Source organism: Bacillus sp. Y3, from assembly GCF_008123875.1.
GTDB classification, from domain to species: Bacteria; Bacillota; Bacilli; order Bacillales; family Bacillaceae; genus Bacillus; species Bacillus altitudinis.
Genome location: NZ_VSSC01000001.1, coordinates 278,232 through 290,810, shown reverse-complemented (window position 1 = coordinate 290,810; position 12,579 = coordinate 278,232). Strand labels below are relative to the sequence as shown.

The 12,579-nt window shown below is 39.4% G+C and carries 15 protein-coding genes and 1 other RNA gene; 12 read left to right on the top strand and 4 right to left on the bottom strand.

Annotated elements, in window-relative coordinates; all coding sequences use genetic code 11:
- The first annotated feature begins 222 nt into the window (after positions 1 to 222).
- Genes FXF70_RS01535 through FXF70_RS01520 form a run of 4 tightly spaced genes read left to right on the top strand, consistent with a single transcriptional unit; the run spans position 223 to position 3,680 of the window.
- Entirely contained in the window at positions 223 to 1,371 is a 1,149-nt protein-coding gene (locus tag FXF70_RS01535) for a betaine/proline/choline family ABC transporter ATP-binding protein (RefSeq protein ID WP_008347682.1), read from the top strand.
- Between the two features lie 13 nt (positions 1,372 to 1,384).
- Positions 1,385 to 2,038 (top strand): ABC transporter permease, encoded by a 654-nt coding sequence (locus FXF70_RS01530; protein WP_024719832.1) that lies wholly within the window; start codon positions 1,385 to 1,387, stop codon positions 2,036 to 2,038.
- A 13-nt stretch (positions 2,039 to 2,051) separates the two neighbouring features.
- Positions 2,052 to 2,969, top strand: coding sequence for an osmoprotectant ABC transporter substrate-binding protein (locus FXF70_RS01525; RefSeq protein ID WP_008347678.1), 918 nt, complete (start codon positions 2,052 to 2,054; stop codon positions 2,967 to 2,969).
- Between the two features lie 21 nt (positions 2,970 to 2,990).
- Entirely contained in the window at positions 2,991 to 3,680 is a 690-nt protein-coding gene (locus FXF70_RS01520; protein WP_008347676.1) for an ABC transporter permease, read from the top strand.
- A gap of 81 nt (positions 3,681 to 3,761) precedes the next feature.
- Here the strand turns inward: FXF70_RS01520 and catR are convergent, their stop codons facing one another.
- The 3 genes from catR to FXF70_RS01505 all read right to left on the bottom strand — a co-directional run bounded on the left by catR (position 3,762) and on the right by FXF70_RS01505 (position 5,101).
- Positions 3,762 to 4,082, bottom strand: a complete 321-nt coding sequence (catR, locus tag FXF70_RS01515; RefSeq protein ID WP_007500199.1) for a catDE operon transcriptional regulator CatR — start codon at positions 4,080 to 4,082, stop codon at positions 3,762 to 3,764.
- Positions 4,083 to 4,164: 82 nt separating this feature from the next.
- The gene (locus FXF70_RS01510; protein ID WP_061420173.1) at positions 4,165 to 4,566 is read right to left on the bottom strand and encodes a helix-turn-helix domain-containing protein; all 402 of its coding nucleotides are present in this window, start codon (positions 4,564 to 4,566) and stop codon (positions 4,165 to 4,167) included.
- A gap of 130 nt (positions 4,567 to 4,696) precedes the next feature.
- Positions 4,697 to 5,101: a helix-turn-helix domain-containing protein gene (locus tag FXF70_RS01505; RefSeq protein ID WP_007500204.1), complete on the bottom strand. Its 405-nt coding sequence runs from the start codon at positions 5,099 to 5,101 to the stop codon at positions 4,697 to 4,699.
- A 154-nt stretch (positions 5,102 to 5,255) separates the two neighbouring features.
- On the opposite strand from FXF70_RS01505, the gene FXF70_RS01500 reads away from it, so the two are divergent.
- From FXF70_RS01500 to ssrA, 7 genes are all read left to right on the top strand, one after another.
- On the top strand, positions 5,256 to 5,489 hold the full coding sequence (locus FXF70_RS01500) for a helix-turn-helix domain-containing protein (RefSeq protein WP_008347669.1): 234 nt from the start codon (positions 5,256 to 5,258) through the stop codon (positions 5,487 to 5,489).
- Positions 5,490 to 5,526: 37 nt separating this feature from the next.
- Positions 5,527 to 5,817: an AbrB/MazE/SpoVT family DNA-binding domain-containing protein gene (locus tag FXF70_RS01495; RefSeq protein ID WP_008347666.1), complete on the top strand. Its 291-nt coding sequence runs from the start codon at positions 5,527 to 5,529 to the stop codon at positions 5,815 to 5,817.
- Between the two features lie 187 nt (positions 5,818 to 6,004).
- Positions 6,005 to 6,238, top strand: a complete 234-nt coding sequence (gene secG, locus FXF70_RS01490; RefSeq protein WP_003212746.1) for a preprotein translocase subunit SecG — start codon at positions 6,005 to 6,007, stop codon at positions 6,236 to 6,238.
- A gap of 123 nt (positions 6,239 to 6,361) precedes the next feature.
- A complete protein-coding gene (locus FXF70_RS01485; RefSeq protein WP_008347663.1) occupies positions 6,362 to 7,108 on the top strand; it encodes an alpha/beta hydrolase in 747 nt (248 codons plus the stop codon).
- Between the two features lie 19 nt (positions 7,109 to 7,127).
- Complete coding sequence (rnr, locus tag FXF70_RS01480) at positions 7,128 to 9,467, top strand: ribonuclease R (protein WP_148779718.1); 2,340 nt, start codon at positions 7,128 to 7,130, stop codon at positions 9,465 to 9,467.
- A gap of 139 nt (positions 9,468 to 9,606) precedes the next feature.
- The gene (gene smpB, locus FXF70_RS01475; RefSeq protein ID WP_008347658.1) at positions 9,607 to 10,077 is read left to right on the top strand and encodes an SsrA-binding protein SmpB; all 471 of its coding nucleotides are present in this window, start codon (positions 9,607 to 9,609) and stop codon (positions 10,075 to 10,077) included.
- A 181-nt stretch (positions 10,078 to 10,258) separates the two neighbouring features.
- Positions 10,259 to 10,622: a transfer-messenger RNA gene (ssrA, locus tag FXF70_RS01470) on the top strand.
- Between the two features lie 110 nt (positions 10,623 to 10,732).
- Here ssrA and FXF70_RS01465 read toward each other — a convergent pair.
- The gene (locus FXF70_RS01465; RefSeq protein ID WP_148779717.1) at positions 10,733 to 11,569 is read right to left on the bottom strand and encodes a hypothetical protein; all 837 of its coding nucleotides are present in this window, start codon (positions 11,567 to 11,569) and stop codon (positions 10,733 to 10,735) included.
- Positions 11,570 to 11,996: 427 nt separating this feature from the next.
- On the opposite strand from FXF70_RS01465, the gene FXF70_RS01460 reads away from it, so the two are divergent.
- Positions 11,997 to 12,566: a hypothetical protein gene (locus tag FXF70_RS01460; RefSeq protein WP_148779716.1), complete on the top strand. Its 570-nt coding sequence runs from the start codon at positions 11,997 to 11,999 to the stop codon at positions 12,564 to 12,566.
- Positions 12,567 to 12,579: the final 13 nt, after the last annotated feature.

Here is a 12,579-nt window from a genome sequence, read left to right as displayed (position 1 = left end):
ATATACCTGTTTGTTCATGAAAACAATAAATATTGAGTATTTGCTCGTAAGTTGGAGGAAAAAGGAGGGATCGGTACATATCAGGCCGTTAACTGAAAATTTTAAATAAATCTTATGCAATACAAACACATTGTAAACTTTTTATTTTATAAAGTTTGCACTATAATAAATAAGGTGTAAATTTTCTGAAAATATATATCCGACTAATTGGAGGTGTCTCATTTGCTGAAACTAGAGAATGTATCTAAGACGTATAAAGGCGGAAAAAAAGCTGTCAAAAATATTGATTTAGAAATAGCAAAAGGAGAATTTATTTGTTTTATTGGACCGAGTGGCTGTGGTAAAACGACAACCATGAAGATGATTAACCGACTGATTGAACCTTCCTCAGGAAACATATTGATCGAGGGAGAAAACATTATGAAAAAAGATCCAGTCCAATTAAGAAGAGAAATTGGTTATGTGATTCAGCAAATTGGACTTTTCCCTCATATGACCATCGCACAAAACATTTCCCTTGTGCCGAAGCTGCTGAAGTGGCCGGAAGAAAAACGAAAAGAACGAGCGCGTGAATTGCTCAAACTCGTCGACATGGGGCCGGAATACTTAGAGCGTTACCCTCATGAACTCAGTGGAGGACAGCAGCAGCGTATCGGCGTTCTTCGCGCACTCGCAGCAGAACCCCCTTTAATCCTAATGGATGAACCATTTGGAGCACTTGACCCGATCACAAGAGATTCATTGCAGGAAGAATTTAAGAAACTGCAAAAAACGTTAAATAAAACAATCGTATTCGTCACACATGACATGGATGAAGCGATTAAACTTGCAGACCGCATTGTCATTTTAAAAGATGGAGAGATTGTCCAAGTGGGCACGCCTGATGATATTTTACGTAATCCTGCGAACGAATTCGTAGAAGAATTCATCGGGAAAGAACGTCTGCTTCAGTCAAACCCGAATATGGAACGTGTGGAACAAATGATGAACACGTCCCCAGTCACAATTACCGTCGAAAAAACATTGACAGATGCCATCTTTATTATGAGAGAAAAGCGGGTTGATTCCCTGCTTGTCGTTGATGAAAATCATGTGCTGAAAGGCTATATCGACATTGAAACCATCGATGCAAACCGCAGAAAAGCAGCCTTCGTTGGCGATATTTTAAATACAGAATTTTATACAGTACAAGAAGGTGCACTTCTTAGAGATACTGTCCGAAAGATCTTAATACGCGGCATTAAATATGTACCGGTTGTCGATGCAAAAGGGCACTTAAAAGGCATCGTCACACGTGCAAGTCTTGTAGATGTCGTATATGACTCTATTTGGGGAGAAGATACCCCGGAGGCTGTCACTGAAATGAACTAAGGGAGGTGTACACATGGATCAAATCATCGATTTTCTTGAGAAAAATGGTGGGGAACTCCTCACAAAAATGTGGGAGCATTTATACATTTCTTTAATTGCCGTTGTGTTAGGCATTATCGTGGCCGTTCCTTTAGGCGTCATTCTTACACGAATGAAAAGAGGCGCCGGTTTTGTCATCGGCATCGTGAATATCTTTCAAACACTCCCTAGTTTAGCGATTCTTGCATTTTTTATTCCTATTTTGGGAGTTGGAAAAATACCTGCGATCGTTGCGCTATTTTTCTATTCCGTTTTGCCTATTTTAAGAAATACGTATGCCGGTGTTCAAGGTGTGAACAAAAACTTGCTTGAATCTGGTAAAGGGATTGGCATGACGACATGGGAACAAATTCGTCTTGTTGAACTGCCGCTTGCTGTTCCGGTCATTATGGCAGGGGTCAGAACCTCAACGATTTATTTAATTGGGTGGACAACACTTGCTGCTTTTATCGGTGGAGGCGGTCTTGGTGACTACATTTTAATTGGGCTTCAGCTTTACCAGCCGGAATACATTATTGCGGGTGCGATCCCTGTCACTATTTTAGCAGTCATCATTGACCTTACATTGATGAAGCTTGAAAAAAAAGTAACACCAGAAGGCTTAAAAGGATTGAAGGAAGTTTCATAAGGAGTTGGCTCATGTGAAGAATCGAAAAACAAAATGGATCAGTGCACTGCTTGCCGGATGCTTGCTATTCATAAGTGGCTGTTCACTTCCTGGACTAGCCGGCTCTTCAGGGAGCACGCTGCGAATCGGTGCACAAAACTTTACAGAATCAGAAATTATGGCCTATATGGTGGGAGACATCATTGAGCATTACACAGATAAAAAGACAACCATTGTGAAGAATTTAGGCTCAAATACGGTGCAGCAAAAAGCAATGGAAAACGGTGATGTCGACATTTCGGCAACACGATATACAGGCACGGATTTAACAAGTACGCTAGGAATGGATGCAGAAAAAGATCCAAAGCGTGCAATGGAAATCGTCCAGAAAGAATTCAAAAAACGCTATGATTACAAATGGTTTGATTCCTATGGGTTTGATAATACGTATGCCTTTGCTGTGACGCAGAAGATGGCGAAGGAAAACAACCTAGAAACAGTCTCTGATTTAAAAAAGAATGCCAAAAATTATCGCTTCGGTGTGGATAATATTTGGCTGAAAAAGAAAGGTGACGGTTACGAAGGGTTTGTGAAAACATACGGAATTGAATTTGGAAGCACTTTTCCGATGCAGATCGGTCTAGTCTATGACGCATTGAAAAATGAAAAAATGGATATTGTGCTTGCCTATTCAACAGATGGCCGGATCAAAGCGTATAATCTCAAAATCTTAAAAGATGATAAACGATTCTTCCCACCATACGATGCATCACCAGTTGTCCCTGAGAAGGTATTAAAAGAAAATCCAGGACTGGACAAGGTGATCAACAGGTTGATTGGAAAAATCGATACCGAACAAATGCAAGAGCTCAATTATCAAGTCGATGGAGAACTAAAAGAACCAGCGACTGTTGCGAGAGATTTTTTAAAGAAACACAATTACTTTGAGTAAGATTGGGAGGTGTCAGAGCTGATGGACACACTGCAGCAATTATGGGCGTATTATCAACAGAACGGTTCATATGTGTTAGAAGAATTTTACCGGCATTTCCTCATGTCAGCGTATGGGGTATTATTTGCGGCAATTGTCGGAATACCAGTCGGCATCTTTGTGGCGCATTACCGCAAACTGAGCAATTGGGTGTTCGCAATAACCAATGTCATTCAAACCATTCCAGCGTTAGCGATGCTTTCTGTGTTGATGCTTGTATTAGGACTTGGCGCAAATACAGTCATCTTATCACTCTTTTTGTATTCGCTTCTGCCGATTATCCGTAACACGTACACAGGTATTGTCAGCATTGAGCATGCCTATTTAGAATCGGGGAAAGCGATGGGTATGACGAAATGGCAAGTGCTGAGAATGGTTGAATTACCGCTTGCTTTATCTGTCATTATGGCTGGTTTAAGAACCGCACTTGTGATCGCAATCGGTATTACAGCGATTGGGACATTTGTTGGTGCTGGAGGACTTGGTGATATCATCATCAGAGGATCAAACGCGACAAACGGAACAGCCATTATTTTAGCAGGTGCTATTCCAACTGCGCTCATGGCCATTATTGCCGACCTTGTCATGGGCTGGCTTGAACGCTATTTAAGCCCAACCAACAAGAAAAAAGAAAGCAAGGCGTTAGCTGAAAAAAACATGACGTCCGCATAAATGCTTGAAAAGACAAAACCTCCTCTACATCTGTAGGGGAGGTTTTTTTATCATGATTAGGCGGCTCACATCAGGAGACATTTATGATTCAAGTGTGATCCATTCAGAGGACCACTTCGCAATTTCCTCAAAAACGGGTGCAAGTGAGCGCCCCATATCAGTTAATGAATACTCAATACGCACGGGTGTTTCAGCAAAAACCTCCCGTTTTACAATGCCTGCTGCTTCCAGCTCTTTTAATCTCTCAGATAAAACCCTTCCGCTTAAATTGGTCAGAGCTGCTTCGATTTCACTAAAGCGCTGTGAACCTGAGAGAAGCTGAAAAACAATCAGTGCCACCCAACGTTTACTTAATAACTCAACTGCTTTTTCAAACCGCGGGCACATATCAGATTGATTCATCTTTCTTCACTCCAATCTGAACCCATTATACCGTAATTCTGTCAAAAATCGGCGCAAAAAGCTTGTCAATGATCAAAACATTTTACGATGACGAACGGCTGTTTAGTAGAAATAACAAATAGCGGTTTAAATCCTCTATTTCATGTTTAGAAAGGGTGGACCATATGTCCCCATTAAATATTTCAAGATCATCAAGTTCATATTGCTCAGCTGCTTCTCTTATTTGGGTAAAAGCCGTTTCTTCTTCCTTTATGACATGGGCAGAAGATGCTTCTTCAATATACCCTGCAGCCTGCATCATGTCCTCATAAGGTACTTTTAATGCACCTGCTAGTTTTTTAATTGTAGGAGGTTTCGGAATGCCGCGCTTCCCGTTTTCAATCCGAGAAATACCAGCAGCGCTGACCTCTGAATACATCGCTAATTGGTTCACCGATAGTTTCCTTTTCTCACGTAATGCTCTTAAATATGCACCGAAGTTCATCAACTCAAAACCTCACATGGTTAAAGATTAGTTATCTCTAGTGTACCTGATTTGTTGACTATTGGCAATAAGTGCACCATGAAAATATTGACATTAGTTAATGGTGGATGTATCTTATGTTTATGCCCCGCTATTTGTTCGCCTTTTTTTGGTTAATGAGCGTGAGAAAGTATTGATTCAGCTGGCTGATGTCTTGTGCGGTGAGTGTTTCCCATTGGTCTCCATCGAAAATAGGGAGATGTTCTACATCCTTTTGAAGCGCCGTTTGATAGATTTTTAATATGGACTCATATTTCGGTTTCATTTCATGCACTTTTTCCTGTTCAATATAACCGGCAAGCAGCATTAAATCCTCATAAGGCACCTTCAAAGCGCGTGCTAATTTTTTTATGGTTAAAGGCTTTGGCACACCACGCTTTCCATTCTCAATCCGAGAAATACCGGCAGCGCTTACGCCTGAATACATGGCGAGTTGATTGACAGACATCTTTCTATTCTCTCTTAAAATGCGTAATTGTTCACCAAAGTGATTCATGTCATCGAACCTCACATTTCAGTATATGACTTATTTTAGTATGATCATTGACCAAAGGAAATAGAAAGGGCGTAAAAGTGTTGACATAAGTTAATGGATCTGGGAGATATGAGAGTCCTACATGTTGTACATATTGATCCTATAGGAGGTTGTAATGATGGTCGAAAAGATTCAGATCAGGCGGGCTTTTGTGATGCAGTATATGATTGAAAACGATATGTCTTTAAATCAGCTCGCAGATGAAATTGGCATCTCTCCTGCCACACTCAGCAGGGTATTGAATGGTCACCGGAAACCAGGACAGCTTGTCATTGGCAAAATGATTCATTACTTTGATAAAAAATTTGAAGATTTATTTTACTATGAAGATGTTGACAAAAGTCAATGAATGAAATCATCGTATCATCATAAAGGAGGCGGCTTCATTGAAAAGAACTGGAATGGTAAGACACATTGATTCGCTTGGCAGAATTGTTCTGCCTTCAGAAATGCGGAAGGTACTCAATATAAAAGAAGAGCAGCTGTTAGAAATTTTCATCGAAGATCAAACCATTATGCTGAAAAAATATGATGCAGATAAGAGCTGCTTATTAACTGGCCAAATAACGAAATACAACAAAAGCTATGGAAATGGTAACGTCGTGCTGAGTCCTGAAGGAGCTGAGCGGCTGTTAGTAGAATTAAAACAGCTATTAAAAGAAGAAGCAACTCGCTAAAAACGTTTTTTAACCTCAAAAATTGCATATAAAAAATGCTGCATACAATCCATTGGAGCGAAATTGAATCAAAATGACAAATAAAGTCGACAATATATAGGAAATCTTTATTTTGATGTTTCGTGACATGCACCTTGTTTTCATGTAAAATAAAGTTATGTGTACCAGTTTGTCTGGAGGTGTTTTCATGCACGCATTTGTTATCACATTACTCGTAATTGTCAGTATCGCACTTATCATCGTTGTATTATTACAATCAAGTAAAAGTGCAGGACTGTCAGGCGCTATTTCAGGTGGAGCCGAGCAGCTTTTCGGTAAGCAAAAAGCGAGAGGTCTTGACTTGATTCTTCACCGATTAACTGTCATTTTGTCAGTGCTTTTCTTCATCTTAACACTTGCATTGGCATATTTAGGCGTGTAGGCGCGAGTAACAGAAGGTCTGATCTTTTTTCAGACCTTTTTTTATTATCAGCACTCTTTTGTGTTTGTTTCATACATACAAGTGGAAAATATAAACCATATCAGAAGGAAAGGAAGTCACATCATGAAAGTTGTTACACCAAAACCATTTACGTTTAAAGGTGGAGAAAAGGCGGTGCTTCTTCTTCACGGTTTTACTGGGAATACAGCCGATGTTCGCATGCTTGGGCGTTATTTGAATGAAAGAGGCTATACATGCCATGCACCTCAATACAAAGGACACGGTGTACCGCCAGAGGAGCTTGTTCATACAGGTCCTACAGATTGGTGGAAAGATGTAGAAGAAGGCTATCAATTTTTAAAAGACGAAGGTTATGAGGAAATTGCGGTCTGCGGACTATCCCTCGGAGGAGTTTTTTCATTGAAATTAGGTTACACTGTACCTGTAAAGGGAATTGTACCTATGTGTGCACCTATGTACATAAAAAGTGAAGAAGTCATGTATCAGGGTGTACTAGATTATGCCCGTAACTATAAAAAATTCGAGGGTAAGTCTGAGGATCAAATTGAGCAAGAGATGGAAGAGTTCAAGAAAACACCAATGGGTACACTCAAGGCTCTTCAAGAACTCATTGCTGATGTCAGAAACAATGTTGACATGATTTATTCACCTACTTTTGTTGTTCAGGCACGTCATGATCATATGATTAATACAGACAGTGCAAACATTATTTATAACGAAGTAGAGACTGATGAAAAACATTTAAAGTGGTATGAAGAATCGGGCCATGTTATCACGCTTGATAAAGAGCGGGAGAAGGTTCATCAGGATGTATATGCATTCTTAGAATCACTCGATTGGTCAATTTAAATATATAGGGGGTTAGAGTGTGCAAAAAGAAGAATTTATGGATGAATTACTTGCGTTTATGCAAGAAGAGGCGTACAAACCATTAACGGTGCAGGAATTAGAAGTCATGATGGAAATTACCAATCCAGATGATTATAAAGAGCTCGTCAAAGCACTTGTGATATTAGAGGATCAGGGACTGATCGTCCGTACCCGCAGCGACCGCTATGGTGTACCGGAAAAAATGAACTTGGTCAAAGGGAAGCTGTCTGCGCATGCAAAAGGATTTGCATTTGTGACACCAGAAGAGTTTGGACAGGATGATATTTTCATTCCGCCAAATGAGCTAGGCACAGCAATGAATGGTGACACCGTCATGGTTCGTGTCAGCCACAAATCAAATGGCACCAAAAAAGAAGGAACGGTCATCCGTATTCTGGAACGTAATACTCAGACGGTTGTCGGTACCTATACAGAAACGAAAAGTTTTGGTTTTGTCATTCCTGATGATAAAAAAATCACAAACGATATCTTCATTCCGAAATCCGCTAAAAACGGAGCGGTCGAAGGTCATAAAGTCGTTGTCACGCTGACAAGCTATCCAGAAGGAAGAATGAGCGCAGAGGGTGAAGTGACGGAAATCCTTGGTCACAAAAATGACCCTGGCATCGATATTTTGTCGATTATTCATAAACACGGTCTACCAGGTGAGTTTCCGGAAGAAGCGCTCCAGCAGGCAGCAGACACACCTGAAACGATCGATGAAAAAGACTTAGAGGGCAGGCGTGATCTGCGCAATGAAACGATCGTGACGATTGACGGTGCAGATGCAAAGGACTTAGATGATGCCGTAACTGTGCAAAAGCTCGATGATGGCAAATATAAGCTCGGCGTGCACATTGCAGACGTTTCTCATTATGTAACGGAAAACTCTCCGATTGATCAGGAAGCCTATGAGCGTGGAACGAGTGTGTATCTTGTCGACCGCGTCATTCCAATGATTCCTCATCGCCTGTCAAATGGCATTTGCTCATTGAATCCGAAGGTTGATCGTCTCACACTCTCTTGTGAAATGATCATTGATCGAAGTGGGAAAGTCGTCAAACACGAAATTTTCCAAAGTGTGATCAAAACGACGGAAAGAATGACCTATTCCGATGTGAATAAGATTTTAGTTGACCAAGATGAAGAGCTTTTAGACAAATACGAGCCGTTAGTACCAATGTTCCAAGAGATGGAGAAGCTTGCAGAAATTCTGCGTGACAAGCGAATGGAGCGCGGAGCAGTCGACTTTGATTTCAAGGAAGCAAGAGTGCTTGTAGATGATGAAGGCGCAGCAAAAGACGTAGTCATTCGTGAACGTTCTGTTGCCGAAAAACTAATTGAAGAATTCATGCTGGTGGCAAACGAAACAGTTGCCGAGCATTTCCACTGGATGAATGTTCCGTTCATTTACCGAATTCACGAAGAACCAAATCCTGAGAAGCTTCAGCGCTTTTTAGAGTTCGTGACGACGTTTGGTTACATCGTCAAAGGGACGTCAACGAACATTCACCCGCGCGCACTTCAAAGTGTACTTGATGCCGTCCGTGATCAACCAGAAGAAGTCGTCATTCAAACTGTGATGCTTCGCTCTATGAAACAGGCGAAGTATGATCCAGAAAGCATTGGCCATTTTGGATTATCAACGGAATTCTATACACACTTCACATCGCCGATCCGCCGTTACCCGGATTTAATCGTGCATAGGCTGATCAGAACCTATTTAATAGAGAAAAAGACAGACGAAGCGACCCTTGAAAAGTGGGGCCAACTGCTGCCAGAAATCGCAGATCATGCATCTACAATGGAGCGCCGCTCTGTTGATGCTGAGCGCGAAACAGATGACCTGAAAAAGGCAGAGTTTATGCTTGATAAAATCGGTGAAGAGTTTGATGGTATGATTAGTTCTGTCACGAATTTCGGACTATTCGTTGAACTGCCGAATACGATAGAAGGCCTTGTCCATGTGAGCTACATGACAGACGATTACTATCGTTTTGATGAACAGCACTTTGCCATGATCGGTGAGCGGACAGGGAATGTCTACCGTATCGGTGACGAAATCACTGTCAAAGTGGTGAGTGTGAATAAAGATGAGCATTCCATTGATTTTGAAATCGTCGGGATGAAAGGCACTCGCCGTAAATCACCAAAAGACTTCAAGTTCAAAAAACGGACAGATCCACCAGCCAAAAAAGGACGCGGAGGTCAAAAGGCCTCTGGAGAAAAAGGCAAAGAGGATAAAGGCGGCGACTGGTTTACTGGTCGTAAAAAGAAGAAAAAGAAAAAACGCGTATTTGATAACGCACCGAAACAAAAGCGCAAAAAGAAAAAGTAACGTGACAAAAAGCAAATAGGGCATCACGCTCTATTTGCTTTTTGACCACGTGGCAGCAGCATTGTCGAAAGCTGGATTGTTTGATAAAATAATCCGTACGATTTGGACCGTGTCTGTGTCAAAAGGAGGGTGTACGCCAATGCCAAAGGGAGAGGGAAAGGTTGTTTCCCAAAACAAAAAAGCCAACCATGATTATTTTATAGAAGAAACATATGAAGCCGGCCTTGTATTACAAGGAACTGAAATCAAATCCATTCGAGCAGGAAAAGTGAATTTAAAAGATTCCTTTGCCAAAATCGAACGGGGAGAAGTGTTTCTTCACAACATGCACGTGAGCCCATACGAGCAGGGGAACCGTTATAACCATGATCCGCTCAGAACGAGAAAGCTGCTGCTCCACCGCAAACAAATCAGCAAATTGATTGGTGCGACAAAGGAAGAGGGCTACTCACTTGTTCCCATTAAACTCTATTTGAAAAATGGCTTTGCCAAAGTGCTAATTGGAGTCGGTAAAGGGAAGAAGAAATATGATAAACGTGAAGATCTGAAGAAAAAAGATGCGAAACGTGAAATCGAGCGAGCTTTCCGTGACCGGCAAAAGCAATTCTAGACGCATGCAGATGGCTTGCTGAGAGCGGAAGCATTATGCTACAATATGTTATGCAGTAAACAATCACCGTCGTTTTTTTACAGAAACCACCAGTTGTTTCGAGCGATGAGATTGTTATAATAGTCATATACGGAAGCAGTTAAGCTAAAGAACGTTTCCATCCCGTATATCCCTTTTACAAGGGGACGTTACGGATTCGACAGGGGTGGTTCGAGCTTAGGCTGCGAGCCGAGAGGCGATCTCGTTAACACGCACCTAAATGTAACTGGCAAAACTAAAAGTTTTAACCAAAACTTAGCACTAGCTGCCTAATAAGCGCAGCGAGCTCTTCCTGACATCGCCTATGTGTCTGTGAGGAGCCCAATGAAGTAGGCTACGCTTACGTTTTCGTCTGAGGACGTAAGAAGAGATCCATCAGACTAGCTCTCCAAGCGCCCGTCAGCAGGCATGAGGATGAGTGAACACGTAAATATGTTGACTACGCTCGTAGACGCTTAAGTAATCGATGTCTCTGGACGTGGGTTCGACTCCCACCGTCTCCATATGATTTTAAAAAAGTGTCAAAACCCATGTTAGATAAGGGTTTTGACACTTTTTAAATACGTGAAATTTTATAGTTGCAATGAACTTTTGCTATATGTTGCTGTTACAAATATTATAGGAATTCATAATTTAGTTTCAGTTGTTTATATATAAGTGAACTTCGTTCAAGAATAGCTTGATTAACAAAAGTTGAAAATTCACTCAGATTATTTTCATCTTTGGTACTAACTGTTCCTTTAAAGTGATTGCGCCAAAATTCTTTTGGTTCACTGGTTAAATCTTTTGGGTTTTCTAAAAAGCTCTGCAAAAAATTCTTCTCCACAAAATTAGGCCAAGTTTTAAAACTTAAAATCCACTTAGCAGATTCAATAATATATTTTTTATACTTAAAAGTGTTATTGTTCATTGTGTTTTCTAAAAAAATCTCAATAGAATCATTACTATTCATAAAATCATTTAAAATTACTTTAATATGGTTCAAAGTTAAATCCCAATAATCATAGGTAGATTTATAACGTTTGCTATTAAAAGGAGAAAACCAATTTTTATTATTTTTGATGGCGTATACAGGTATAAAATTACCTACTGTGTGTGTTAATTTTGCATAATCTTTAAACATAGGATTGGATAAATCATATGTCTCCTTATAAAAGGCTTTGTAAGGAGTTACAAATGAATTCATTGTTTCTCCATTTGCCTCAACAAAATCTGTTTGTTTAGTATTCCAGAATTCAAATTGATTTCCCCATAAGCGTTTGTATATTTCGAGGGTCAAAGGTAATCTATCACAATCAGATTGGGAACCATAAATATTACCTTTATATAGAATAATATTTGCAATAGGGTTTTTTTCATCATATATTAAATTTCTTAAATCAAAAACCTCTCTTTTGAAATCATAATTTATAAATTCTTCTTCTGAAAGTTCCATTAATTCATTAAAAGTCATTCGTAAGTTCTCCTTTATGTCCACTCTTTATTTATTAGAAGATTATCTAACTTCATTTTTTAACCTCTTTATTATACTTTCATATACTTCATCTAATTCATTTCACACTTAGAATTTAAAAATTAAGAAGCCATTCGGCAATGTAGCTTCTTTCTCAACTTTCAGAAGCCGTCGTATCTAGTGTCTGGAAGATAGATGCTTAGGTTGTTCCTTATAGAATTTTTTATTAGAAAATTAGGAAGAATACCTAAATATACCTATTTTTTAACCGATGATAATTTGTAGGGAAATATCACCAGATAATGTTAGGGGGACAATTTAGATAAAAGAAAAAAGTTCGAATAGACCCTACAAAGCATATGATGAAACAGCTAAAGTAGTTGACGAATTAGAAAAAGTCTCAAAGGATAAGGAGTAATTCATAAAAATGAAAACAAACAAAAAGACAATCATTTCAGTATTTCTTTTAGTATTTACATTGATGATGGGTACAGCATGCGGTAAAAATGAATCAGCAAACGGTTCATCATCAAACAAAGCAGCAGCAAAACAAGAAAAAATAGAAAAAATGACTGATAGCGAATATGCATCATGGTATAAGGGATATCTAAAACGGTTTGAAGAAAGAATTATGTCTTTTGTTTTATCGTTGGTTCCTTTAGACGAGGTTTACGATAAAGAATGGGCTAGTGATGTTGAGACAAAGATTGATAGTATGAGAGAATTACTCAACGAAGCCAAAGACAAAGACGTTAAAGTTCCTGATACGTATAAAAAAGTAAACGAGTACTTGGTGAAAGCGGATGACAAATTTGAATCACTTTTCAAAGATATCTTAAAAGTAATCAAGCGAGATAAAGTCAGTGATGATGATTTAAGTTTCATGAATTCTAGAATGAAAAAAGCTTTAGAAGAAGTGGATAATGCTAAAAAAGAGATGAGTAAAATGAAAGACAATAAAGCAAATGAAAAACAAAAAGATAAATCAAATTCATAATTAAGTAAAGAAA

Coding starts and splice junctions, on each gene's coding strand:
- FXF70_RS01530 (WP_024719832.1), top strand. CDS start 1,385: ATGGATCAAATCATCGATTTTCTTGAGAAAAATGGTGGGGAACTCCTC.
- FXF70_RS01520 (WP_008347676.1), top strand. CDS start 2,991: ATGGACACACTGCAGCAATTATGGGCGTATTATCAACAGAACGGTTCA.
- catR (WP_007500199.1), bottom strand. CDS start 4,082: ATGAATCAATCTGATATGTGCCCGCGGTTTGAAAAAGCAGTTGAGTTA.
- FXF70_RS01510 (WP_061420173.1), bottom strand. CDS start 4,566: ATGAACTTCGGTGCATATTTAAGAGCATTACGTGAGAAAAGGAAACTA.
- FXF70_RS01505 (WP_007500204.1), bottom strand. CDS start 5,101: ATGAATCACTTTGGTGAACAATTACGCATTTTAAGAGAGAATAGAAAG.
- FXF70_RS01500 (WP_008347669.1), top strand. CDS start 5,256: ATGATGGTCGAAAAGATTCAGATCAGGCGGGCTTTTGTGATGCAGTAT.
- secG (WP_003212746.1), top strand. CDS start 6,005: ATGCACGCATTTGTTATCACATTACTCGTAATTGTCAGTATCGCACTT.
- FXF70_RS01485 (WP_008347663.1), top strand. CDS start 6,362: ATGAAAGTTGTTACACCAAAACCATTTACGTTTAAAGGTGGAGAAAAG.
- smpB (WP_008347658.1), top strand. CDS start 9,607: ATGCCAAAGGGAGAGGGAAAGGTTGTTTCCCAAAACAAAAAAGCCAAC.
- FXF70_RS01465 (WP_148779717.1), bottom strand. CDS start 11,569: ATGACTTTTAATGAATTAATGGAACTTTCAGAAGAAGAATTTATAAAT.
- FXF70_RS01460 (WP_148779716.1), top strand. CDS start 11,997: ATGAAAACAAACAAAAAGACAATCATTTCAGTATTTCTTTTAGTATTT.